The sequence below is a fragment of the Enterobacter quasiroggenkampii genome, assembly GCF_043972695.1.
GTDB lineage: Bacteria > Pseudomonadota > Gammaproteobacteria > Enterobacterales > Enterobacteriaceae > Enterobacter > Enterobacter quasiroggenkampii.
In genome coordinates, this window is the sequence record NZ_CP143745.1 from 4,119,758 (window position 1) to 4,142,932 (window position 23,175).

Below are 23,175 nucleotides of genomic sequence, written 5' to 3' on the forward strand. Positions count from 1 at the left end.
TAAACTCTTGCCTGTAAGCTGCCTCGTAATCGATTGCTCACAGTACCATATTCAGGCGAATTTTGCGGTACTACTCTTTAAAATCGTTCGCTTCCAGCTCGTGACGCGAGAGCAGCTTGTAAAACTCGGTGCGGTTGCGCCCGGCCATCCGCGCCGCGTGGGTCACGTTGCCTTTGGTGATCTGCAGCAGCTTGCGCAGATAGTTCAGCTCAAACTGGTTACGCGCTTCGGCAAACGTCGGCAGCGCCGTGTTTTCCCCTTCCAGCGCCTGCTCCACCAGCGCGTCGCTGATGACCGGTGAGGAGGTCAGCGCCACGCACTGCTCAATCACGTTGACCAGCTGACGCACGTTACCCGGCCAGCTTGCGGCCATCAGCCGCTTCATCGCATCGGTGGAAAACGCGCGCACGAACGGTTTATGACGATCGGCCGCCTGACGCAAAAGATGGTTCGCCAGCAGCGGGATGTCTTCCGCACGTTCGGCCAGCGCCGGGATCTTCAGGTTGACCACGTTCAGACGGTAGTAGAGATCTTCGCGAAACTCGTTGCGGGCCATCACTTTTGGCAGATCGCGGTGGGTAGCGGAGATAATTCGCACGTTAATATCGATATCGCGGTTGCTGCCCAGCGGGCGCACTTTGCGCTCCTGCAGCACGCGCAGCAGCTTGACCTGCAGCGGCGCGGGCATGTCGCCAATCTCGTCCAGGAACAGCGTGCCGCCTTCCGCCGCCTGGAACAGCCCTTCACGGCTGCTTACCGCGCCGGTGAATGCGCCGCGGGCATGACCAAACAGTTCGGATTCAAGCAGCTGCTCCGGGAGCGCGCCGCAGTTAATCGCAATAAAGGCGTTCTTGCTGCGCGGGCTGGCGTTATGAATCGCCTGCGCGAGGATCTCTTTTCCGGTTCCGCTCTGGCCGTTGATGAGCACGCTGACGTCAGACTGCGCCACCATCCTCGCCTGTTCAAGCAGGCGCAGCATCACGGGACTGCGGGTGACGATAGGCTCCCGCCACGCTTCATCCCCCGCCGGAGCGGCATGTTCCAGCGCGCTGTCGATAGCCTTATACATCGCGTCTTTGTCCACCGGCTTGGTCAGGAAACTGAATACCCCCTGCTGCGTCGCGGCAACCGCATCCGGGATCGACCCGTGCGCGGTCAGGATAATCACGGGCATCCCCGGCTGCTGCTTCTGGATCTCCGCAAACAGCTGCAGGCCGTCCATTTCATCCATCCGCAGGTCGCTTATCACCAGATCGATTTTCTCGCGGCTGAGAATTTTCAGCCCCTCCAGCCCGCTTTCCGCGGTCACGACGCTGTAGCCTTCACTCACCAGACGCATCCCCAGCAGCTTTAACAGACCGGGATCGTCATCCACCAGTAAGAGATGGGCTGGTTTACGGCTCGTCATGCTTCACATCCTCTTGTTTCGGCGTATCGCTGTCCGGCGCAGCGGATGAACTCCCCGGCTGATATTTACGCGACGAGAGCTGTCTTTCGATATCGGTCAGGTTCTCCAGCTTACGCGTTGTGGTATCCAGCTGCGTACGTAAATGTTGCTGCTGTTGGCGCAGCGTATCAAGCTCGCTATCGGTTGACTGTTGCAGCTTGCTGTAGCGGGAGCGCTCTTCAGAAAGCTGAAGCTGTAGCGTCTGTCCCTCGCGCCAGAGCTGGTATACCGGGCGGATCTGTACCGGAAGATTGACTACAAACGTGTCCAGTCGGGTCACGTTGGCGCGGCGTTCGACGGGAGTGATTTTCGCATCCGCCAGCAAAATCCCACGCTTGAACGCGTCCTGCCAGGTATCATCATCCAGCATCGCCGCTTTCGCGCGGGCATCAACCGGCGCCAGACGCTGGGAGCAGTCTATCCCGCGCAGCCAGAACAGCGGGTTACTTTCGACGTCATGCCCTGAGAGGTTCCAGATGTCGTCACAGCGGGTTGAGAGGAAATCGGCCAGCTGGTTATCGGGCCATTTATCTTCTTGTTTATCGCTAATCGCACTTTGCGGCACATGGGAAACACACCCAGCCAGAAATAAACAGGGCAGGCTCAGGCGAAGCGTGCTGCGGGAAAACACCGCGCGTACGGCGCGGGAAAAGACGTGTGACATACTCACCAGACATAGATTCATTTTATTGATTTTTCCGGCTCAGGGGCAGTTCAATACGGAAGCAAACATCCGAACGTTCGTCCGTGGCAATGTTTAGCTCACCCTGCATGCGTCGTATGCAGTCCCGGGCGATGCTTAAGCCCAGACCACTGCCTTTCACCGCACCTTTCCGCTGATGACTCCCCTGGAAAAAGGGCTCGAAGATCATGGTTTTTTCGTCATCGGGGATCGGGGTGCCGGTGTTAGCGACGTCTATAAACACCCGGAAACCCTTCGTATAGCTTCGGATATAAATGTTACCGGATTCAGTACCATAGTGCACCGCATTGGAATAAAGATTATCCAGCACGCTCATTAGCAGCATGGGTTCAGCGAGACAGGTCGGCGCATTCAGCTCTACACCGGTATGCATCATTTTAGCTCTTGCTGGCAAGCTATGGGCGGAGATCACCATATCCACCAGCGGTTCAATGTCGACGTTTTCCAGTACAACCGCCCCGTCAGCCAGCTTGCGGTTGTAATCCAGCAGTTGCTCAATCAGCTTCTGCAGATTGCGGCTGCTGTTATCCAGGATCTCGACAATTTCTTTCTGTTCGGGCGTAAGCGGCCCTGCCACTTCGTCCGCCAGCAGTTCCGTCCCTTCGCGCATGCTGGCGAGCGGCGTTTTAAGCTCATGGGAGATATGGCGCAGGAACTGATGACGCTGTGATTCAAGCCACGCCAGGCGCTCGGACAGCCAGATAATGCGCTGGCCTACGGATCGCAGCTCGCGGGGACCTTTAAAGGCGACCGTATCTCCGAGTGATTTCCCCTCCCCCAGGCGGTTGATCATCCGCTGAATGCCCTTCACCGGGCCGATGATCATGCGGGTAAAGAGCAGAACCAGCCCGAGGCTCACGAGGAACAGCACCAGCGCCTGCCAGCCGAAGAACTGGCCGCGCTCGGCGATCTCCTGCTGAAGCTGCTGGCCGCGCGAGAAAATCACCGTGCGCGTTGACTGCACCATCTCGGTGTTCGCGTTGGCGAAGGCTTCCAGGCGCGCGGCGGCGGCGGCATCGGGTCCACTATTTTGGCACTGCAGCTGTGCGAGATCGTTCAGATCCTGACGTAACGCCTGATACAGCTTGTCGTCAGGCAATACGCCGGCGTGGGCATCCAGCATTTCGCTGTAGCGCTTGCGCTGACTCTGGTACACCTTTTCCAGCGTGCGATCGTCAAGCACGCAGTACTGACGATAGCTGCGCTCCATCTCCAGGGCGGCGTTGGTCATGGCCTCACTGCGCCGGGCGTCAATGAGCGTCGTGCGGTTGGTTAATGCCGCCTGCGCGCTCAGCGCGTTCAGGCTTTGCCACGCCTGCCAGGCAAGGATCAGCAACGGCAGCAGGATCAGCAGAAAGGCCATCATGACGAGCTGTCGCAGGGAGCGGGGAAAAACGGGCCAGCGTTTCAACGCATTACTCTCTTAATGGGGTTTACGCAGAGCGTAACTGAGTCTGCCCTTCAGATACAACAAAGCCGGGTAAAAACCCGGCTTTGTCATGGAATGAGGCGGTGCCTAACTCGACGTTTCGCCCTGGCCTGATAAAGCATCGCTATGATCAGTAGTTGGACGGCAGGCACCTTTTTGTGCGTCATTCGAAGTTTATGTAGCACGTCCCGAAGGGGCTGACATAAGAAGGTGAATGAGCCACTGGTTAATATTATGCAACACTCGTGCCAGAATGCAAAACAAAAAATTAACACCTTGAAATATATGATTTTTACTCGTTTAACCCGTTCGTTATCGGTTGAATGATTTTCAGGCTAAGTGTCGCTGTTTAGCAACACCTTAGCGGAAACCTTTCCTGCTGCATATAAATCAATAAGTTAAATGTCTCCTTTTGGAGACACCCAAACTAAAGTGTTGTCGCGATTTTGCGACAGAGACAAAAAAGCCCGGTGGCGCTCGCGCTTACCGGGCCTACAGTCAGGACGCTAAAACTTAACCCAGCTGCTTACGCGCGTTGCGGAAGATACGCATCCACGGGCTGTCCTCGCCCCAGTTTTCCGGGTGCCAGGAGTTGCTCACGGTGCGGAACACGCGTTCCGGGTGCGGCATCATGATGGTTGCACGACCGCTTTCGCTGGTTACCGCGGTAATACCGTTCACCGAACCGTTCGGGTTGGCCGGGTAGGTTTCCGTGACCTTGCCGAAGTTATCGACAAAGCGCAGCGCTACCAGACCTTTGCTCTCCAGCTGAGCCAGATGCGCGGCATCACGCACTTCGACCTGACCTTCGCCGTGGGACACCGCGATTGGCATCTGTGAACCGACCATTCCCTGCAGCAGCAGAGACGGGCTCTGGGTCACTTCCACCAGGCTGAAGCGCGCTTCAAAGCGGTCAGACTGGTTACGCACAAAGCGCGGCCAGGCTTCGCTGCCCGGGATCAGCTCGCGCAGGTTAGACATCATCTGGCAGCCGTTACACACGCCCAGCGCCAGGGTCTGCGGACGATGGAAGAAGGTTTCGAACTCGTCGCGCACGAGGCTGTTGAAGAGGATAGATTTCGCCCAGCCCTCGCCCGCACCCAGCACGTCACCGTAGGAGAAACCACCGCACGCCACCAGCGCCTGGAAATCTTTCAGACCGGTACGTCCGGCCAGCAGGTCGCTCATGTGAACGTCGATAGCGTCAAAGCCCGCGCGGTGGAAGGCGGCAGCCATCTCAACGTGGGAGTTAACGCCCTGCTCGCGCAGCACGGCCACTTTCGGACGCGCACCGGTCGCAATGTACGGCGCGGCGATGTCTTCGTTGATGTCGAAGGAGAGCTTCACGTTCAGGCCTGGATCCTGGTCATTGGCCTTCGCGTTGTGCTCCTGATCGGCACATTCCGGGTTATCACGCAGGCGCTGCATCTGCCAGGTGGTTTCCGCCCACCACATGCGCAGCGTGGTGCGGCTTTCGCTGAACACGGCGTGACCGTCAGCTTCAATGACGAAGCGATCGCCCTGAACGGCTTTACCCAGATAGTGCACGCAGTCTGCCAGACCGTGCTGCGCCAGAATCGCTTCAACCGCGTCGCGATCTGCCGCACGCACCTGAATCACGGCGCCCAGCTCTTCGTTAAACAGCGCCGCCAGACGATCTTCACCCAGCGTAGCGATGTTGGCTTCAACCCCGCAGTGGCCGGTGAAGGCCATCTCTGCCAGGGTTACCAGCAGGCCGCCGTCGGAACGGTCGTGGTAGGCCAGCAGCTTACGCTGCGCCACCAGCGCCTGGATGGCGTCGTAGAAGCCTTTCAGCTGCGCCACGTCGCGCACGTCGGCTGGCTTATCGCCAAGCTGACGGTAAACCTGCGCCAGCGCGGTGGCGCCCAGCGCGTTGTGGCCTTTACCCAGGTCAATCAACAGCAGGGCGTTATCTTCGGTCGCCAGCTGTGGCGTAACGGTGTGACGCACGTCTTCCACGCGGGCAAACGCGGTGATCACCAGCGACAGCGGGGAGGTCATCTCGCGCTGCTCGTTACCTTCCTGCCAGCGGGTTTTCATCGACATGGAGTCTTTGCCCACCGGAATGGTCAGGCCCAGCGCAGGACACAGCTCTTCGCCCACCGCCTTCACGGCTTCATACAGGCCCGCGTCTTCGCCAGGGTGACCGGCAGCGGCCATCCAGTTTGCGGAGAGCTTGATACGTTTGATGTCGCCAATCTGCGTGGCGGCGATGTTGGTCAGCGCTTCACCGACCGCCAGACGGGCAGAGGCCGCGAAGTCCAGCAGCGCGACCGGGGTGCGTTCGCCCAGCGCCATCGCTTCGCCGTAATAGCTGTCGAGGCTCGCGGTGGTCACGGCGCAGTTTGCCACCGGGATCTGCCACGGGCCAACCATCTGATCGCGGGATACCATACCGGTCACGGTACGGTCGCCGATGGTCACCAGGAAGGTTTTCTCCGCGACAGCTGGCAGGTGCAGCACGCGATTAACGGCTTCAGCTACGGTAATGCCCTGGCGATCCAGCGCTTTGCCCGCCGCTTTACGGGTCTGCACGTCGCGGGTCATCTTCGGCGTTTTACCGAGCAGAACGTCGAGCGGCAGATCGATCGGCTGGTTGTCGAAATGGGTGTCGCTCAGAGTCAGGTGCTGCTCTTCGGTCGCTTCACCGATGACGGCATACGGCGCGCGCTCGCGGCGGCACAGCTCGTCAAACAGCGGCAGCTGATCCGCCGCAACGGCCAGCACGTAGCGCTCCTGGGATTCGTTACACCAGATTTCCAGTGGGCTCATGCCCGGCTCATCGCTCAGGATATCGCGCAGGTTGAAACGGCCACCGCGACCGCCGTCGCTCACCAGCTCCGGCATGGCGTTGGACAGACCGCCCGCGCCCACGTCGTGGATAAAGAGGATCGGGTTAGCATCGCCCAGCTGCCAGCAGCGGTCGATCACTTCCTGGCAGCGACGCTCCATCTCAGGGTTGTCACGCTGCACGGACGCGAAGTCGAGATCCGCATCAGACTGGCCGGAGGCCATCGAAGAGGCCGCACCGCCGCCCAGACCGATGTTCATCGCCGGGCCGCCGAGCACGATCAGCTTCGCGCCGACGACGATCTCGCCTTTCTGCACGTGATCGGCACGGATGTTGCCGATCCCGCCCGCCAGCATGATCGGTTTGTGGTAGCCGCGCAGCTCTTCGCCGTTGTGGCTGTCCACTTTCTCTTCATAAGTACGGAAGTAACCGTTCAGCGCCGGACGACCAAATTCGTTGTTAAACGCCGCGCCGCCCAGCGGGCCTTCGGTCATGATATCCAGCGCGGTCACAATGCGCTCTGGCTTGCCGAAATCTTCTTCCCACGGCTGTTCAAAGCCCGGGATACGCAGGTTGGAGACGGAGAAACCGACCAGACCCGCTTTGGGTTTTGCACCACGACCGGTCGCCCCTTCGTCACGGATTTCACCGCCGGAGCCGGTCGCCGCACCCGGCCACGGGGAGATCGCGGTCGGGTGGTTGTGGGTTTCAACCTTCATCAGGATATGCGCGGGCTCCTGATGGAAGTCATAGCGCCCTGCTTCGCGATCGGCGAAGAAGCGGCCCACCTCGGAACCTTCCATCACCGCGGCGTTGTCTTTATAGGCAGACAGCACGTGGTCAGGGGTTTGCTCCATGGTGTTTTTGATCATTTTGAACAGCGACTTTGGCTGCTGTTCGCCGTCAATAATCCAGTCGGCATTGAAAATCTTGTGACGGCAGTGCTCAGAGTTCGCCTGCGCGAACATATAGAGTTCGATGTCGTTCGGGTTACGGTTGAGCTTAACGAACGCATCTTGCAGGTAGTCGATTTCGTCTTCTGCCAGCGCCAGGCCGAGACGCAGGTTGGCGTCAATCAGTGCCTGACGGCCCTGCCCCAGCAGGTCCACGCTCTGTACCGGCGCAGGCTGATGGTGGGAGAAAAGCTTCTGCGCGTCATCGAGAGAGGCAAACACGCTCTCCATCATGCGGTCGTGCAGTTCAGCCGCAACCGCCTGCCACTGCGCGTCGCTCAGGGTAGAGGCTTCCACGTAGTACGCCACGCCGCGCTCCAGACGGTTAATCTGGCTCAGGCCACAGTTGTGGGCGATGTCGGTGGCTTTGGAAGACCAGGGGGAGATGGTGCCCGGACGCGGCGTCGCAAGGATCAGTTTGCCGGTTGGCGTATGGCTGCTGAGGCTTGGGCCATACTTGAGCAGGCGTTCCAGCTGTACGCGCTCCTCTGCATTCAGGGGGGCATTCAGGTCAGCAAAATGGACATACTCAGCGTAAATATTGCTTACCGGAAGGTCGGCCGCCTGAAAACGTGCCAGCAGTTTGGTAATACGGAAGGCAGACAGTGCAGGCGAACCACGCAGAATTTCCATCATAAGTCTCTCGTCTTCGAAGCGCCGGGGCGCTTACAGTGTGCGCAAGGGGGGAAAACGGGCGTCATTATAGAGAATCCTGAGCGCCGACGAAACCGTTTGCGTCGAAATAAAATTGACGAAGAGATTTAACAATAGATGTGACCTGTCTCTCTAATTGGTTGCCAAGTGGCGCAAGTTTACGCAAAATGCCGCTCATTCAATGGCAAACCTTATTGTTAACATGGCTACAGCAGACTGAGGCAACCGGCGTCGCAGAGAATTAACTAATTGAAAAAATTAAAGATTAATTATCTGCTCATCGGCATTGTAACGTTGCTGCTGGCAGTGGCCCTCTGGCCTTCCCTCCCCTGGATCGGCAAAGCCGAAAACCGTATCGCCGCCATTCAGGAGCGGGGGGAATTGCGCGTCAGTACCCTTAACTCTCCGCTGATTTACAGCGACATCAACGGCAAAATCATTGGTCTGGATTATGAACTGGCACAACAGTTCGCCGATTATCTTGGCGTGAAGCTAAAAATCACCGTCCGTCAGAATATCAACCAGCTGTTTGATGACCTCGATAACGACGATGCCGATATGCTTGCCGCCGGGCTGGTGTATAACAGCGAGCGCAGCAAAAACTACCAGCCAGGCCCGACCTACTACTCCGTTTCGCAGCAGCTGGTTTATCGCGTCGGGAGCCTGCGCCCGCGCTCGCTGGCCTCGATTAACGATCGGCAGCTGACGATTGCCCCCGGTCACGTGGTAATTGACGATCTGCGTGAGCTCAAGGAGAAGAAATATCCGGACCTGAGCTGGACAGTGGATGCGAAACTCGGCACGACGGAGCTGCTGGAGCAGGTAAAAGATCAGAAAGTCCCCTACACCATCGCCGATTCGGTCGCGATCAGCCTGTTCCAGCGGGTGCATCCTGAAATCGCCGTGGCGCTGGACGTCACCGACGAGCAGCCTGTGACCTGGTTTACTCAGCTCGATGACGATCAGACCCTCTCTGCCGCGATGCTCGATTTCTTCAACACCATGAATGAAGACGGTACGCTGGCGCGCCTGGAGGAGAAGTACCTCGGGCATGGTGATGACTTTGACTACGTTGACACCCGCAGCTTCCTGCGTGCGGTAGACAGCGTCCTGCCAGACCTGCAGCCGCTGTTCGAAAAATACGCCCAGGAAATTGACTGGAAACTGCTGGCGGCTATTTCGTATCAGGAATCCCACTGGGATACCCAGGCAACGTCTCCGACTGGCGTACGTGGTTTGATGATGTTAACCAAAAATACCGCGCTGAGCCTGGGCGTCAATGACCGTACCGATGCGGAACAGAGCATCAGCGGCGGCGCGCGCTACCTGCAGGATATGATGGCCAAAGTCCCGGAAACGGTGCCGGAAGAGGAGCGGGTCTGGTTCGCGCTGGCGGCCTACAATATGGGCTATGCGCATATGCTGGATGCGCGAGCGCTGACGGCAAAAACAAAAGGCAACCCGGACAGCTGGTCAGACGTAAAGCAGCGGCTGCCGCTGCTGAGCCAGAAGCCATGGTATAACAAGCTGACGTACGGCTACGCGCGCGGGCATGAAGCCTACGCCTACGTGGAAAATATCCGTAAATATCAGATTAGCCTGGTCGGGTATCTGCTGGAGAAAGAGAAAGAGGCGACAGAGGCCAAACAGCTGGCCCAAAGCTACCCTGTCGTGGCGCCGGACGAGCTTAATCGTCCGACGGCTTCAATTCTGCCTTTTGCTGCTTTTTCTGCTGACGGCGCATTCGAAAGAAATCGCTTAATAGCCCCGAACACTCTGGTGCAAGCACCCCGCCGATAGTCTTCACCTGGTGGTTCATCCCCGGGTGACCCAGCACGTCCATCAGTGAACCGGCCGCGCCGGTTTTTTCATCCCGCGCCCCAAAGACCAGAGTCCCGATCCGGCTGTGCACCATCGCCCCGGAACACATCACGCATGGCTCAAGCGTCACATACAGCGTGGTATCAAGCAGGCGATAGTTTTGCAGCACCAGACCGCCCTGACGAAGCGCCATGATTTCGGCGTGCGCGGTAGGATCGTGGCGACCAATGGGGCGGTTCCATCCTTCACCAATCACCTGGTTATTGTGGACCAGCACGGCGCCCACGGGCACTTCGCCCTCGTCCCAGGCACGCTGAGCCAGCGTCAGCGCATGGCGCATCCAGTATTCATGGTCGAGTTCAGGGTTGGACAACGGTTGATACTCCAGTCGAAAAGCGGGGCGCATTATACACGCCGATTATGGATAAGACTATTCGAGTTGCTGGAGTTCACCTGATGGCGTAACGCGCCAGCGGTGCTGGCAAAAATAGAGCAGCGGGTTGTCCTGTTTACTGTCGCTGTAGCCGCTGTACAGGCGCAGCGGCGTACCGATGCGTTTCTCCAGCTGGACCACTTTTTCATGCCCCAGGCAGCGCATCGTCAGCACCCAACCGCCGTAGCCGCGGGCAATTTGCGTGGCAATAAGATTCACGCGCGGAAGCCAGGGGGTATCAAAATAAACTTGCTCCACCAGCGTCTGCGGGGAGCCGGTAATCAGCCAGATGTCCGCATCATTCGCATCGAGATAGCCGGTCAGGCGCGCCTGCACCACCGGAAAGGCGGCGACGTGGCCGCGAAACCAGTGCGCAAAATCCTGCTCCAGCTGTTTAAGCCGCGCTTCGCTGTGCCCAAACGTACATCCCCACAGCAGCAGGCTCATCGGCCATCGCGCCGCACGGCCTTTCACCAGCAGCGCGATACCGATCGCCGGTAAGAGCGGTAGCACGAGCAGCGCATTCAGAGGTAGACGCCGCAGCAGGTAACGCATAAACGTACCAAACATATCCTGCTGATGCAGCGTGCCATCCAGGTCGAAAAAGACAACGCGACGCGCGTGATTTGCCAAACCTTACTCCTCTGGGTCGTTGAATCCTAATAGCCAGGTAAACAGGAACCCGGCGATCACCGCTACTAAATAGCCTAACAGATAGAGCATCACTTTTCCGGTCACGATGGTTAATGCCAGCGGTAAACCCGAAATGCCAAAGGTAATAACGGTTGCGACCTTCCAGTAGCTGATCAGCGCCCCGCCTACCGCGCCGCCCAGACAGGCCGCGAGGAACGGTTTACCCAGCGGCAGTGTGACGCCAAAAATCAGCGGCTCGCCAATACCGAGCAGGCCGACCGGGAGTGCGCCTTTAATCACCTTTTTCAGACGCGCGTTGCGGGTTTTCATCAGTACCGCAATTGCCGCGCCGACCTGCCCTACCCCCGCCATCGACAGGATAGGCAGCAGCGCATTATAGCCATGCGCCTGCACCAGCTCGACGTGGATCGGTACCAGCCCCTGATGCAGGCCGGTCAGCACCAGCGGCAGGAAAGTACCCGACAGCACCGCGCCCACTAACAGGCCGCCACGGTCAATCGCCAGCGACGCACCGTGGGCGATGGCTTCAGAGATCCACCCGCCTAACGGCTGGAGGGCGACAATCGCTACGCTACCGGTAATCAGCGTAGTCAGCAGCGGGTTGAGAATCAGCTCAATCGAGCCTGGCAGAACCGCGCGCAGCCTTTTCTCAATCCAGCACATCAGGATGACCACCAGCAGCACCGCAATCACCCCGCCGCGGCCGGGCTGGAGCGCCTCACCAAACAGCGTGATCTGCGCCAGCTGCGGGCTGGACAAGATGCCCGCCATCACGCCGCCCATCGCCAGCGATCCGCCAAACACCTTCGCAGTATTGACCCCGACCAGAATGTTCATGATGGCGAACACCGCGCTGCCGAAGATCCCGAGAATCCCCAGCAGGTTCGGATACTGCGTGGCGAAATCCCCCACAATATCCGGTCGCTTGAGGATATTGATGATCCCGGTGATCAGGCCCGAAGCAATAAACGCCGGGATCAGCGGAATGAAGACGTTAGCCAGCTGTCGCAGCGCGTCGCTCATCGGGGCTTTATATTTGGCCTTCACCTGCGCTTTGGTGCGCTCAGCATCGTCAATCGACACGCTCGCGCTAACGCCCATCAGCGCCCGCATGGCATCGACAACCTGCGCCGCTTTCCCCGGGCCGACGATCAGCTGATGCTGCTGACCCTGTTTCACGTAGCCGCTGACGCCGGAAAGTTGCTTCAGACGTGGCACGTCAAGCTGGTCGTCGTTATGCACCTCGACGCGTACCCGCGTCATGCAGTTTTCGAGACGCTGAATATTTTTTTCCCCACCGATCCCCTGCAGGATACCGCTGGCGAGCGCTGCTGTTTTGTCCATACACGCCTCTGTTAGTTTTCTAATGCCGCCCGTAAGAAGCCGTTATGCGCATCGAGTTTGGCTCTCGCGCTCGCCGCATCCAGCCCGCTTAAGATCATCAGAATGGCAGGCTTAACATCGTGATCGGTCTGTTTGAGCACCGCTTCCGCCTCTTCACGGCCTGCGCCCGTCGCCTCCATCACCATGCGGCAGGCTCTGTCCACCAGCTTGACGTTGGTGGCCTGCATATCCACCATCAGGTTCTGATACACCTTGCCGAACTTCACCATCGCGCCGGTGGAGATCATATTGAGCACCAGCTTTTGCGCGGTCCCGGATTTCAGGCGCGTGGAGCCTGTGAGCGCTTCCGGCCCAACCACCGGAGAGATAGCGATAGCGGCCACCTGTGCAATCGGTGAGCCTGGGTTACAGGAGATGGCAACCGTCGTGCAGCCGGTCTGGTTAGCGTATTCCAGCCCGCCAATCACGTACGGCGTGCGCCCGGATGCCGCCAGCCCGACCACCAGATCCTTCGCCGTCAAATTCAGCGCCTTCAGGTCATCCTCGCCCAGCTGTTTGTTATCTTCCGCCCCTTCAACGGCTTTCAGCAGCGCACCGGGTCCACCGGCAATCAGCCCAACCACCAGACCATGCGGCACCCCAAAGGTTGGCGGACATTCTGACGCGTCAAGGACCCCAAGACGCCCGCTGGTCCCCGCCCCCATGTAAATAATGCGTCCACCGGCCTTGAGGGCTTCCGCCGCCGCATCCACCGCTTTCGCCACCTCAGGTAATGTCTCTTTCACTGCCTGCGCGACCAGCGTATCCTGTTGATTAAAGCGGTTAACCAGCTCCAGGGTGGAGAGCGCATCCAGATCCATGGTTTGCGGGTTACGCGTTTCAGAAACAAGTGAGCCAAGATTCATTTTTGTACCTCAAGAATTTTTAATTCATAATAATCACACTATAATGGAATATAAAATTCATTCAGGCGAGCAAAATCCGTATTTGCGCAGATAATCACATTTTCGCCAGGAGACCGTATGAACTGTTTAATTCGCATTCGCCAGCGCTACGCAGGCTTTGCCCAAAGCGACAAGAAGCTGGCGGATTTTCTGCTTTCTCAACCCGATCACGCGCGCCATCTCAGTTCGCAGCAGTTGGCGAGTGAAGCCGGCGTGAGCCAGTCCAGCGTGGTGAAATTTGCGCAGAAGATTGGCTTTAAGGGATTCCCCGCCCTCAAGCTGGCGATCAGTGAAGCGCTGGTCAGTAACCCCAATCCGCAGTCCATGCCGGTGCATAATCAGATCCGCGGAGACGATCCGATGCGGCTGGTCGGCGAAAAGCTGATCAAAGAGAACGTGGCGGCCATGCATGCGACGCTTGATGTGAATACGGAAGAGAAGCTGCTGGAGAGCGTGGCGATGCTGCGCGGCGCGCGGCGAATCATTCTGACCGGCATCGGCGCGTCCGGACTTGTGGCGCGTAACTTTGGCTGGAAGCTGACAAAAATTGGCCTTAACGCCATCGTCGAGCAGGATATGCACGCCCTGCTGGCGACCGTACAGGCGATGGATCCTGACGATCTGCTGCTGGCGATCTCCTATTCCGGCGAGCGCCGCGAGATCAACATGGCCACCGATGAAGTGCTGCGCGTCGGCGGTAAAATTCTGGCGATCACCGGTTTTACGCCGAATGCCCTGCAGCAGCGAGCCACGCGCTGTTTATATACCATTGCCGAGGAGCAGGCCACGCGCAGCGCGGCTATCTCGTCCACCAGCGCACAAATGATGCTGACGGACCTGCTGTTTATGGCGCTGGTGCAGCAGGATCTGGAGCGTGCGCCCGAGCGCATTCGCCACAGCGAAGAACTGGTAAAGAAACTGGTTTGACGCGTATAATGCCCGCCCAGTTTGTGTTGTTTCTGAGAATTTCCTGATGGCGCTGTTAATTACCAAAAAATGCATTAATTGCGATATGTGCGAGCCCGAATGCCCGAACCAGGCCATTTCTATGGGCGACAGCATTTATGAGATTAACAGCGACCGCTGCACCGAATGCATCGGCCACTATGAAACGCCGACCTGTCAGAAAGTGTGCCCGATCCCCAATACCATCCTGAAGGATCCGGCACACGTCGAGAGCGAAGAGCAGCTATGGGATAAGTTTGTCCTGATGCACCACGCGGACAAACTTTAACTTTCGATGATCACCGTTGCGCTGGCATAGTGGCGCTCATCGGCGATCGTCACGTGCACGTGATTCACGCCCAGCTTCTCGGCCAGCTTTTGCGCCTCGCCCCATAAGCGCAGGCTTGGCTTACCCAGCTCATCGTTAAACACTTCAAACTGGTTGAACGCCAGACCGTTACGAATGCCGGTTCCGAAAGCTTTGGCGGCCGCCTCTTTTACCGCAAAGCGCTTCGCCAGGAAACGCACAGGCTGCTGATGCGCTTCCCAGATGGCCCATTCGTTATCGCTCAGCACGCGTCTTGCGAGGCGATCGCCGCTGCGGGCGATCACCGCTTCAATGCGGGCTATTTCAACGATATCAGTGCCTAAGCCCAGAATGGCCATTACTGACGCGCTTCCTGCATCAGGCGTTTCATTTCTGAGACGGCCTCTTTCAGGCCGCTCATCACCGCACGGCCAATGATCGCGTGACCGATGTTCAGCTCGTGCATTTCCGGGATGGCGGCAATGGGCTTCACGTTATGGTAGGTCAGGCCGTGACCGGCATTGACCTTCAGACCCAGGCTCGCCGCGTAGGTGGCCGCTTTAGCAATACGCTCCAGCTCTTTCGCCTGCTCTTCATCATTTTTGGCATCGGCATAGCAGCCGGTGTGAATTTCGATATACGGCGCGCCCACGTCGGCTGCCGCTTTAATCTGGGTGAAATCGGCATCAATAAACAGCGAAACCAGGATACCGGCATCCGCCAGGCGCTTGCAGGCATCGCGCATTTTGTCGAGCTGACCGGCCACATCCAGACCGCCTTCGGTCGTCACTTCCTGGCGTTTTTCCGGCACCAGGCAGCAGAAGTGCGGCTGAGTCTCACAGGCAATCGCCAGCATCTCTTCGGTGACCGCCATCTCCAGATTCATACGGGTATCCAGCGTCTGGCGCAGAATGCGCACGTCGCGGTCGGTGATGTGGCGACGGTCTTCACGCAGATGAACGGTAATGCCGTCGGCGCCAGCCTGTTCAGCGATAAACGCCGCCTGAACCGGATCGGGATACGCCGTGCCGCGCGCATTACGCAGCGTGGCGATGTGATCGATGTTGACGCCTAACAGTAATTCAGCCATGACAATCCTCGGTTTTCTTTTCGATTCTGTAGTCTAACGTTTCGGCACAAACTGCCTGAATAATTCGCGGCTCTTTAAGGGCTTGCCGCCAAGATACGGCTTGAGGGCAATCCGGGTAAAGCGTTTTGCTGCGCGCAGGGTATCCTGATCGGGAAACTCGCGCTCATACAGCGCCCGGAGCTGGCGCCCGGTAAAGGTGCTATTGTCGATCACGATGCTGGCAATAAAGCCCTTTTCTTCGCGGTAGCGGTAGGTCATGGTGTCTTCCACTTCGTCACCGCTGCCCGCACAGTGCAGAAAATCGACCCCGTACCCAAGGTGGCCCAGCAGCGCCAGTTCAAAACGCCGCAGCGCAGGCTCGGGCGTGCCGGTTGCGCCAGCCAGCGCCTGGATACAGTGCAGATAATCAAAGAAAAGTTCAGAGAAGCGCGTCTCATGTTCAAGAACGCGTGAGATGAGTTCATTGACATACAGGCCGCTGTAGAGCGTGATGCCCGAGAGAGGAAGCGCCAGGGAGACGGCTTCGGCGCTGCGCAGGGTTTTAACTTCCCCTCGCCCACCAAAACGTACCAGCAGCGGCGTGAAAGGCTGTAAGGCACCTTTCAGGTTAGAACGTTTGGAACGTGCGCCTTTCGCAACAAGGCGCACGCGGCCCGACTCTTCCGTGAAGACGTCCAGCATCAGGCTGGTTTCGCTCCAGGGACGACTATGCAGGACAAAGGCGCGCTGCCATCCATCCATATGCTCGTCGTCTTGAGTTACTGGTCTTCGCCGTAACCGAGGCTGCGCAGAGCACGCTCATCATCGGCCCAGCCAGATTTCACTTTCACCCACAGTTCGAGGTGAACCGGCGCTTCGAACATCTCCTGCATGTCCTTACGGGCTTCAATGCCGATGGTTTTGATCTTGGCGCCTTTGTTGCCGATCACCATCTTCTTCTGCCCTTCACGCTCAACGAGGATCAGGCCGTTGATGTCGTAGCCGCCACGCTCGTTGCTCTGGAAACGCTCGATCTCCACCGTCACAGAGTACGGCAGTTCAGCACCCAGGAAACGCATCAGCTTTTCACGGATGATTTCAGACGCCATAAAGCGCTGAGAACGATCGGTGATGTACTCTTCTGGGAAGTGGTGAATCGCTTCCGGGAGGTGCTTACGCACGATGCCCGCGATGGTGTCCACGTTCAGCCCCGTCTCCGCAGACAGCGGGACGATATCAAGGAAGTTCATCTGGCTACCGAGCCACTGCAGATGCGGCAGCAGATCGGCCTTTTCCTGCACGTTGTCAACTTTGTTGACGGCGAGGATGACCGGCGTTTTGCCGTCGCGCAGCTTGTTCAGCACCATCTCGTCGTCCGGCGTCCAGCGGGTGCCTTCCACAACGAAAATCACCAGCTCCACGTCGCCAATCGAGCTGCTCGCCGCCTTGTTCATCAGACGGTTGATGGCACGCTTCTCTTCCATGTGCAGGCCCGGGGTATCGACGTAGATCGCCTGATACGCGCCTTCAGTATGGATACCGACGATGCGGTGACGCGTGGTCTGCGCCTTACGCGAGGTAATAGAAATTTTCTGCCCAAGCAGATTATTCAGCAGAGTAGATTTGCCAACGTTCGGACGTCCGACGATGGCAATAAATCCGCAATAGGTCTTATCTTCGCTCATTCCAGCTCCAGCATTTTTAACGCCTGTTCGGCGGCAGCCTGTTCAGCCTTACGACGGCTTGAACCTGTGCCCACCACCGGTTCACTCAGGCCACTGACCTGGCAATGGATGGTAAATTCCTGATCGTGCGCTTCGCCACGAACCTGCACCACCAGATAAGATGGCAGCGGCAGATGACGACCCTGCAAATATTCCTGCAGACGCGTTTTGGGATCTTTCTGTTTATCGCCCGGGCTGATTTCGTCCAGACGCGTCTGATACCAGTTCAGGATCAGCTTTTCGACGGTCTGGATATCGCTGTCCAGGAACACACCACCAATTAATGCTTCGACCGTATCGGCAAGAATAGATTCACGACGGAAGCCGCCGCTTTTCAGTTCACCCGGCCCAAGACGCAGACATTCGCCCAGTTCAAATTCGCGCGCGATTTCCGCAAGGGTATTACCCCGAACCAGCGTGGCACGCATGCGGCTCATATCCCCTTCATCCACACGCGGGAAACGATGATAAAGCGCATTCGCAATCACGAAACTTAAAATAGAGTCGCCTAAAAACTCGAGACGCTCATTATGTTTGCTGCTGGCACTGCGGTGGGTTAATGCCTGTTGCAACAACTCCTGATGATGAAAAGTGTAGCCCAGCTTCCGTTGAAGCCGATTAATTACGATGGGGTTCATGCGATACCAATAAATGAATGCGTCAAAAATGCAGCACACGAAACCGACCTGAGAAAACCAACGCGGTTTCGTGTGCCGTGGCACCCTTGCAGGGCCAACCTTAAACTTCGGGGGAATATTCTATACACAACGACAGGGGATGTCGTTAGTTCGAAGAGATTTATCGGTGAAATAATTCGTGTAGCCGCTTTAATTAGCGGCTACACGTTCATTTAGTGAGAATTAATGGATTCCGCCAATACGATTCAGGCGTACGCCGGTCGGCCATTCGCCTTCCTGCTTCTCAAAACTCATCCAGATCGCGGTCGCTTTACCCACCAGATTCGCTTCCGGCACAAAGCCCCAGTAACGGCTGTCCGCAGAATTATCGCGGTTGTCACCCATCATGAAGTAATGGCCCGGCGGTACAATCCAGCTTGCCAGCTGCTGACCCGGCTGACGATAGTACATACCCAGCTGATCCTGCGCGATTGGCACGGTGAGGATCCGGTGCGTCACGTCGCCCAGCGTCTCTTTGCGCTCAACCAGACGGATACCGTTATCTTTGGTTTCGCCTTTCGGTACCTGGAAGAATCCGCTGGTCGCTTCACCGCCGTTATGACGGGCAAAGGTCTGCACAAAATCACTTGGCTCGACGTTTGAGTAGGTGATTGGCAGCGCGTTTTCACATGCGGTACCGGAACTGCAGCCTGGCTGAACGGTGACTTCTTTCGCAACCGGATCGTAAGTCACTTTGTCACCCGGCAGACCTACCGCACGCTTGATGTAGTCCAGGCGCGGATCTTCCGGATATTTGAACACCACGATGTCGCCACGTTTCGGATGACCGGTTTCGATCAGCGTTTTCTGGTAGATCGGATCTTTAATGCCGTAGGCAAACTTCTCTACCAGAATAAAATCACCAATCAGCAGCGTTGGCATCATTGAACCTGATGGGATCTGGAACGGTTCGTAAATAAACGAACGTACCACCAGCACAATCGCCAGCACCGGAAACACCGAGGCGCCCGTTTCCAGCCAGCCCGGTTTCGGACCGACTTTCTTCAGGGTTTTCGCGTCAATACCATCGCCAGTGGCTGCCTGTGCGGCAGCCTGACGTTCACGACGTTTTGGGGCGAAGATAAACTTATCCAGACACCACAGCAGACCTGTCACCAGGGTAGCAATGACCAGGATCAGGGCAAACATGTTCGCCATGCCAACTCCTTAGGGTTATTTGCCGTCTTTACCAACATGAAGGATGGCAAGGAATGCTTCCTGCGGCAGCTCGACGTTACCGACCTGCTTCATACGCTTCTTACCTTCTTTCTGCTTCTGGAGCAGCTTTTTCTTACGGCTGACGTCACCGCCATAGCACTTCGCCAGAACGTTTTTACGCAGCTGTTTCACGGTGGAACGCGCGATAATGTGGTTGCCGATGGCCGCCTGAATCGCGATATCGAACTGCTGACGCGGGATCAGATCTTTCATCTTCTCAACCAGCTCGCGACCACGGTATGGCGCATTGTCGTTGTGGGTGATCAGCGCCAGCGCATCCACACGCTCGCCGTTGATCAGCACGTCCACACGCACCATGTTGGAGGCCTGGAAGCGTTTGAAGTTGTAATCCAGTGACGCATAGCCACGGGAGGTGGACTTCAGACGGTCGAAGAAGTCGAGTACCACTTCCGCCATCGGGATTTCGTAGGTCAGCGCGACCTGGTTACCGTGGTAAACCATGTTGGTCTGCACGCCGCGCTTCTCAATACACAGCGTAATGACGTTACCGAGGAATTCCTGCGGCAGCAGCATGTGACATTCGGCAATAGGCTCACGCAGCTCGTGAATATTGTTCAGCGGCGGCAGCTTGGACGGGCTGTCGACGTAGATCACTTCTTTCGAGGTGGTTTCAACTTCATACACTACCGTCGGCGCGGTGGTGATCAGGTCCAGATCGTATTCACGCTCCAGACGCTCCTGAATGATCTCCATGTGCAGCAGACCGAGGAAGCCACAGCGGAAGCCGAAGCCCAGCGCCGTTGAGCTTTCTGGCTCGTAGAACAGGGAGGCATCGTTCAGGCTCAGCTTGCCAAGCGCATCACGGAAGTTTTCATAGTCGTCAGAGCTGACCGGGAACAGGCCCGCGTAAACCTGCGGCTTCACCTTTTTAAAGCCTGGCAGCGCTTTTTCTGCCGGGTTACGCGCACCGGTCAGGGTATCGCCCACCGGCGCACCGAGGATGTCTTTGATAGCGCATACCAGCCAGCCTACCTCGCCGCATGTCAGCTCGGTACGGTCAACCTGTTTTGGCGTGAAGATACCCAGACGGTCAGCATTGTAGACCTGTCCGGTACTCATAACCTTGATTTTGTCGCCTTTGCGCATGGTGCCGTTTTTAATACGCACCAGGGAGACAACGCCCAGATAGTTATCGAACCAGGAGTCGATAATCAGCGCCTGCAGCGGGGCATCCGGATCACCTTCCGGGGCCGGAATATCACGCACCAGACGTTCCAGCACGTCGGTCACGCCGACACCGGTTTTAGCTGAGCAGCGCACGGCATCGGTCGCGTCAATGCCGACAATATCTTCAATCTCTTCCGCGACGCGCTCAGGATCGGCGGCTGGCAGGTCAATCTTGTTCAGAACCGGCACAACTTCGAGGTCCATTTCCATCGCGGTGTAGCAGTTTGCCAGGGTCTGGGCTTCTACGCCCTGCCCGGCATCGACTACCAGCAGCGCGCCTTCACAGGCCGCGAGCGAGCGTGAAACCTCATAGGAGAAGTCAACGTGGCCTGGGGTGTCGATAAAGTTCAGCTGATAGGTTTCGCCATCAGCCGCCTTGTAATCCAGCGTGACGCTCTGCGCTTTGATGGTGATACCGCGTTCGCGTTCCAGGTCCATGGAGTCCAGAACCTGGGCTTCCATTTCACGATCAGACAGGCCACCGCAAATCTGGATAATACGGTCAGACAGCGTCGACTTACCGTGGTCAATGTGAGCAATGATCGAAAAGTTACGTATGTTCTTCATATAGTTAAATAATTATGCCTTACGAATTCCTGGAGGCCGCTGTTCTTAGCCTGACGTTTTTCAGTGCGAAAACGCAGCATTCTACACTACATCTCCGCTACCTGGAAATGGACTTAGCGCCGGGTATAGCGTGAAGAAAGGACGTTTTCTGTTTTAAGACGTAAAAATGATAAAGCCCGATGAATCACCGGGCCTCAGAAGAGAGCGTCTCGACGCGAAGCTGGTCTGGCGCCAGCCCAACGCTGAGAATAACAGGCTGCCACTCCTCGCGCGCGGCAAGCGTCGGGGAGAGGCCTTTGGCAAGCCAGAATCCCCCCAGACCACCTAATGCGGCACCGCACATGGCGGCTCCGTCGGTGCCAAACAGCATCTGGAAAACGCCGCCCATAATAAACAGCCCGATCAGCGGAGAGAGATAGACCAGCATGGCGGAGCTGAGCAGACTGCCTTCCGCGATGCCCAGTTCAACCTTCTGCCCGGCCATCAGCGGCTGTTCGCTTGGCACAGAAATCGTGTGCGATGTTTGCGGCCCGAGCTTATTCAGCACGCGGCTGCCGCAACCGGCTCGGGATGCGCAGCTATTGCATGAGGCTTTTACGTCGCAGCTCACCAGCGCAATGCCGTTTTGCCACGAGACTACCGTCGCCCACTCTTTGATCATTGTGCGGCCCTGAATTTAATGCTGTCGGAGATGCGCTTCGCCGTTTGCGGAGGAAGTTCACCCACAATGGTGATCTCTGCGTTATCGCGTACCGTTGTGCTCACCGTACGGCGCCCGGTACGCAGCATTTGTTCGGCGCTGTTTGCCGTTGCGCGATTGATATTCACCGAGAAGCTGAACAAACCATCGGAATAGAGGCGCGATTCCACTGGCGTTTCAATCGTTGGCAACTGACGACGGCTGCTGGACACTTCGCTAAACCCTTGTGGGATCCAGGCAGGTACCCAGTTGAAATTAACGGAATCGCCTGCCGGAACGGAAAGCAGCGGCGGCAGGCTGGCCTTAGCCAGATTCTGCATGCTGTTGCCAACCTGATTGTTCACGCTGAAGGAGATAACGCGGAACTGTTCCAGCGTTTCACCGTCACGGTCAAGCAGATCTACACGCATGGGGAGTTTGGTTTCCGCGTCGATCCAGACAATATAGCTGTAGCGCGTTCCATCCCGGGCGACAACGCGGATCACCTCACACAGTCTGTCCGCAATACGCGTACGCCCTACCGAGATAAAATCGTAGTAAGGGGCCAGCCGTTTGAAGTCGGTGTAAATGAGTGACGGCAGAGAATCAACGATATAGTCGCCATTCAGCGTGAAAGGCTCCAGGCCGGGCTCGAAATAGCTGATTTCGTTACCACGCTGGACAACTTCCCGACGCGGACCATCCATCTGTAAAAGCTGGGCGAGCGGCTGATTATCAAGACGGGCATGGCGATAGCGTAACGACTCGACGCCCTGCTTATTGATGCTGATAAATGCCAACTCGTAATTGAGTGACTGGCTGGCCAGATTCATTTGCTGCAACAACGCCCCGGATGATACATCAGCCGAGGCGTTGGCAGAGAAGAACAGGCTACCCGCCATCAGAGACATGGCGAACCAAAGTTGCTTCATTACTGCGATTGCGTTCCTAAAGTTTGGTTTCCGGGCACCTGCACAGCAGCTTGCTGTGTCTGCGCCTGCTCAAACTGAAGCTGTTCAGAGTGCAGACGACGCTGCAACTCGTAATCCTGCAACATCGCATTAATGCGACGGCGCTGCTCCTGAACCTGCTGTTGCTGACCGCCGCTGGCGGAAGCATCAGCCGGTACGCCCAGGCTTACCGGGCTGGCTTTGCCCATCATCGGCAGTGTGTTAAACACTGGCGCTTCTGGCTGCTGATTAGTTTCAGACTGAGTATTATAGTGCTGGACGCCAACGATAACTGCAAGCGATACGCATGCAGCCACACCCATTTGGGTAAGCTGGCTGGCCCACGGACGCACCTTTTGCCAGAATGGCATTTTCTGCCACTGGTGAGGCGCGGGTTGAGCTTCAGGAATCAGCGGAGTGGTCTGATGAACAGGCTCATTCTCAATCGCCGCCATGACGCGGGCTGAGATATCGAAATGGAGAACCTCGCCGGTGTCACCGCGAAGGGTGTCACGGATGAGATGGTAACTCTCCCAGGTCTCTTGCATTTCGGGAGAATGAGACAGCTCGTTGAGCAGCTCACTATCCACCGTTTCACCATCCATTAAAGCGGAAAGTTTTTCTTTCTGCATGCCTAATACCTTTTCCAGTATCCCG

The 23,175-nt window shown here is 57.2% G+C and carries 21 protein-coding genes; 3 read left to right on the forward strand and 18 right to left on the reverse strand.

The genetic code is table 11. The features are described from left to right. Nucleotides 1-70: 70 nt before the first annotated feature. The 4 genes from glrR to purL form a co-directional block, all read right to left on the reverse strand. Nucleotides 71-1,408, reverse strand: a complete 1,338-nt coding sequence (gene glrR, locus V1572_RS19615; protein ID WP_395299512.1) for a two-component system response regulator GlrR — start codon at nucleotides 1,406-1,408, stop codon at nucleotides 71-73. Then, a complete protein-coding gene (gene qseG, locus V1572_RS19620; protein ID WP_063622277.1) occupies nucleotides 1,395-2,132 on the reverse strand; it encodes a two-component system QseEF-associated lipoprotein QseG in 738 nt (245 codons plus the stop codon). The genes glrR and qseG overlap by 14 nt, the downstream gene beginning before the upstream one ends. 1 nt (nucleotide 2,133) lies before the next feature. Next, nucleotides 2,134-3,561 (reverse strand): two component system sensor histidine kinase QseE/GlrK, encoded by a 1,428-nt coding sequence (gene qseE, locus V1572_RS19625; RefSeq protein WP_262781313.1) that lies wholly within the window; start codon nucleotides 3,559-3,561, stop codon nucleotides 2,134-2,136. Between the two features lie 531 nt (nucleotides 3,562-4,092). Then, a complete protein-coding gene (gene purL / locus V1572_RS19630) occupies nucleotides 4,093-7,980 on the reverse strand; it encodes a phosphoribosylformylglycinamidine synthase (protein WP_395299513.1) in 3,888 nt (1,295 codons plus the stop codon). Between the two features lie 267 nt (nucleotides 7,981-8,247). Between purL and mltF the strand changes: the two genes are divergently transcribed. Continuing rightward, entirely contained in the window at nucleotides 8,248-9,798 is a 1,551-nt protein-coding gene (gene mltF / locus V1572_RS19635) for a membrane-bound lytic murein transglycosylase MltF (RefSeq protein WP_395299514.1), read from the forward strand. Here mltF and tadA read toward each other — a convergent pair. From tadA to murQ, 4 genes are read right to left on the reverse strand one after another with little or no spacing between them, the layout of a single operon-like run. Continuing rightward, nucleotides 9,686-10,225: a tRNA adenosine(34) deaminase TadA gene (tadA, locus tag V1572_RS19640; RefSeq protein WP_196365181.1), complete on the reverse strand. Its 540-nt coding sequence runs from the start codon at nucleotides 10,223-10,225 to the stop codon at nucleotides 9,686-9,688. The two genes, mltF and tadA, sit on opposite strands and share 113 nt — an antisense overlap. Before the next feature lie 24 nt (nucleotides 10,226-10,249). After that, the gene (gene yfhb / locus V1572_RS19645) at nucleotides 10,250-10,885 is read right to left on the reverse strand and encodes a phosphatidylglycerophosphatase C (protein WP_045908537.1); all 636 of its coding nucleotides are present in this window, start codon (nucleotides 10,883-10,885) and stop codon (nucleotides 10,250-10,252) included. A 3-nt stretch (nucleotides 10,886-10,888) separates the two neighbouring features. Beyond that, a complete protein-coding gene (locus tag V1572_RS19650; protein ID WP_045908536.1) occupies nucleotides 10,889-12,250 on the reverse strand; it encodes a PTS transporter subunit EIIC in 1,362 nt (453 codons plus the stop codon). Between the two features lie 11 nt (nucleotides 12,251-12,261). Continuing rightward, nucleotides 12,262-13,155, reverse strand: coding sequence for an N-acetylmuramic acid 6-phosphate etherase (gene murQ, locus V1572_RS19655; RefSeq protein ID WP_045908535.1), 894 nt, complete (start codon nucleotides 13,153-13,155; stop codon nucleotides 12,262-12,264). A 117-nt stretch (nucleotides 13,156-13,272) separates the two neighbouring features. Here murQ and V1572_RS19660 point away from each other — a divergent pair, with 117 nt between their 5' ends. Beyond that, on the forward strand, nucleotides 13,273-14,121 hold the full coding sequence (locus V1572_RS19660) for a MurR/RpiR family transcriptional regulator (RefSeq protein WP_045908534.1): 849 nt from the start codon (nucleotides 13,273-13,275) through the stop codon (nucleotides 14,119-14,121). A 46-nt stretch (nucleotides 14,122-14,167) separates the two neighbouring features. Further along, a complete protein-coding gene (locus tag V1572_RS19665) occupies nucleotides 14,168-14,428 on the forward strand; it encodes a YfhL family 4Fe-4S dicluster ferredoxin (protein ID WP_008502177.1) in 261 nt (86 codons plus the stop codon). Here the strand turns inward: V1572_RS19665 and acpS are convergent. The 10 genes from acpS to rseA all read right to left on the reverse strand — a co-directional run bounded on the left by acpS (nucleotide 14,425) and on the right by rseA (nucleotide 23,150). Beyond that, the gene (gene acpS, locus V1572_RS19670; RefSeq protein ID WP_008502178.1) at nucleotides 14,425-14,805 is read right to left on the reverse strand and encodes a holo-ACP synthase; all 381 of its coding nucleotides are present in this window, start codon (nucleotides 14,803-14,805) and stop codon (nucleotides 14,425-14,427) included. The two genes, V1572_RS19665 and acpS, sit on opposite strands and share 4 nt — an antisense overlap. Beyond that, the gene (gene pdxJ / locus V1572_RS19675; RefSeq protein WP_045908533.1) at nucleotides 14,805-15,536 is read right to left on the reverse strand and encodes a pyridoxine 5'-phosphate synthase; all 732 of its coding nucleotides are present in this window, start codon (nucleotides 15,534-15,536) and stop codon (nucleotides 14,805-14,807) included. Before pdxJ ends, acpS begins: the two co-directional genes overlap by 1 nt. Before the next feature lie 33 nt (nucleotides 15,537-15,569). Further along, the gene (gene recO / locus V1572_RS19680) at nucleotides 15,570-16,277 is read right to left on the reverse strand and encodes a DNA repair protein RecO (RefSeq protein ID WP_023333058.1); all 708 of its coding nucleotides are present in this window, start codon (nucleotides 16,275-16,277) and stop codon (nucleotides 15,570-15,572) included. Nucleotides 16,278-16,294: 17 nt separating this feature from the next. Beyond that, nucleotides 16,295-17,200 (reverse strand): GTPase Era, encoded by a 906-nt coding sequence (gene era / locus V1572_RS19685; protein ID WP_069719826.1) that lies wholly within the window; start codon nucleotides 17,198-17,200, stop codon nucleotides 16,295-16,297. Then, on the reverse strand, nucleotides 17,197-17,877 hold the full coding sequence (gene rnc, locus V1572_RS19690) for a ribonuclease III (protein WP_003860711.1): 681 nt from the start codon (nucleotides 17,875-17,877) through the stop codon (nucleotides 17,197-17,199). The genes era and rnc overlap by 4 nt, the downstream gene beginning before the upstream one ends. 222 nt (nucleotides 17,878-18,099) lie before the next feature. Beyond that, nucleotides 18,100-19,074 carry a signal peptidase I gene (lepB, locus tag V1572_RS19695; RefSeq protein WP_045908532.1) on the reverse strand — a complete coding sequence of 325 codons (975 nt, stop codon included), beginning with the start codon at nucleotides 19,072-19,074 and terminating at the stop codon, nucleotides 18,100-18,102. Between the two features lie 15 nt (nucleotides 19,075-19,089). Continuing rightward, nucleotides 19,090-20,889, reverse strand: coding sequence for a translation elongation factor 4 (gene lepA, locus V1572_RS19700; protein ID WP_008502183.1), 1,800 nt, complete (start codon nucleotides 20,887-20,889; stop codon nucleotides 19,090-19,092). A gap of 184 nt (nucleotides 20,890-21,073) precedes the next feature. After that, nucleotides 21,074-21,550, reverse strand: a complete 477-nt coding sequence (gene rseC / locus V1572_RS19705; protein WP_032653064.1) for a SoxR-reducing system protein RseC — start codon at nucleotides 21,548-21,550, stop codon at nucleotides 21,074-21,076. Then, nucleotides 21,547-22,500, reverse strand: a complete 954-nt coding sequence (gene rseB / locus V1572_RS19710; RefSeq protein WP_023308851.1) for a sigma-E factor regulatory protein RseB — start codon at nucleotides 22,498-22,500, stop codon at nucleotides 21,547-21,549. The genes rseC and rseB overlap by 4 nt, the downstream gene beginning before the upstream one ends. Further along, nucleotides 22,500-23,150: an anti-sigma-E factor RseA gene (gene rseA, locus V1572_RS19715; RefSeq protein ID WP_008502186.1), complete on the reverse strand. Its 651-nt coding sequence runs from the start codon at nucleotides 23,148-23,150 to the stop codon at nucleotides 22,500-22,502. The genes rseB and rseA overlap by 1 nt, the downstream gene beginning before the upstream one ends. Nucleotides 23,151-23,175 lie beyond the last annotated feature (25 nt).

Coding starts and splice junctions, on each gene's coding strand:
- rseA (WP_008502186.1), bottom strand. CDS start 23,150: ATGCAGAAAGAAAAACTTTCCGCTTTAATGGATGGTGAAACGGTGGAT.
- V1572_RS19660 (WP_045908534.1), top strand. CDS start 13,273: ATGAACTGTTTAATTCGCATTCGCCAGCGCTACGCAGGCTTTGCCCAA.
- recO (WP_023333058.1), bottom strand. CDS start 16,277: ATGGATGGATGGCAGCGCGCCTTTGTCCTGCATAGTCGTCCCTGGAGC.
- tadA (WP_196365181.1), bottom strand. CDS start 10,225: ATGCGCCCCGCTTTTCGACTGGAGTATCAACCGTTGTCCAACCCTGAA.
- rseC (WP_032653064.1), bottom strand. CDS start 21,550: ATGATCAAAGAGTGGGCGACGGTAGTCTCGTGGCAAAACGGCATTGCG.
- V1572_RS19665 (WP_008502177.1), top strand. CDS start 14,168: ATGGCGCTGTTAATTACCAAAAAATGCATTAATTGCGATATGTGCGAG.
- glrR (WP_395299512.1), bottom strand. CDS start 1,408: ATGACGAGCCGTAAACCAGCCCATCTCTTACTGGTGGATGACGATCCC.
- qseG (WP_063622277.1), bottom strand. CDS start 2,132: ATGAATCTATGTCTGGTGAGTATGTCACACGTCTTTTCCCGCGCCGTA.
- V1572_RS19650 (WP_045908536.1), bottom strand. CDS start 12,250: ATGGACAAAACAGCAGCGCTCGCCAGCGGTATCCTGCAGGGGATCGGT.
- lepA (WP_008502183.1), bottom strand. CDS start 20,889: ATGAAGAACATACGTAACTTTTCGATCATTGCTCACATTGACCACGGT.
- era (WP_069719826.1), bottom strand. CDS start 17,200: ATGAGCGAAGATAAGACCTATTGCGGATTTATTGCCATCGTCGGACGT.
- murQ (WP_045908535.1), bottom strand. CDS start 13,155: ATGAATCTTGGCTCACTTGTTTCTGAAACGCGTAACCCGCAAACCATG.
- acpS (WP_008502178.1), bottom strand. CDS start 14,805: ATGGCCATTCTGGGCTTAGGCACTGATATCGTTGAAATAGCCCGCATT.
- purL (WP_395299513.1), bottom strand. CDS start 7,980: ATGATGGAAATTCTGCGTGGTTCGCCTGCACTGTCTGCCTTCCGTATT.
- pdxJ (WP_045908533.1), bottom strand. CDS start 15,536: ATGGCTGAATTACTGTTAGGCGTCAACATCGATCACATCGCCACGCTG.
- lepB (WP_045908532.1), bottom strand. CDS start 19,074: ATGGCGAACATGTTTGCCCTGATCCTGGTCATTGCTACCCTGGTGACA.
- rseB (WP_023308851.1), bottom strand. CDS start 22,500: ATGAAGCAACTTTGGTTCGCCATGTCTCTGATGGCGGGTAGCCTGTTC.
- rnc (WP_003860711.1), bottom strand. CDS start 17,877: ATGAACCCCATCGTAATTAATCGGCTTCAACGGAAGCTGGGCTACACT.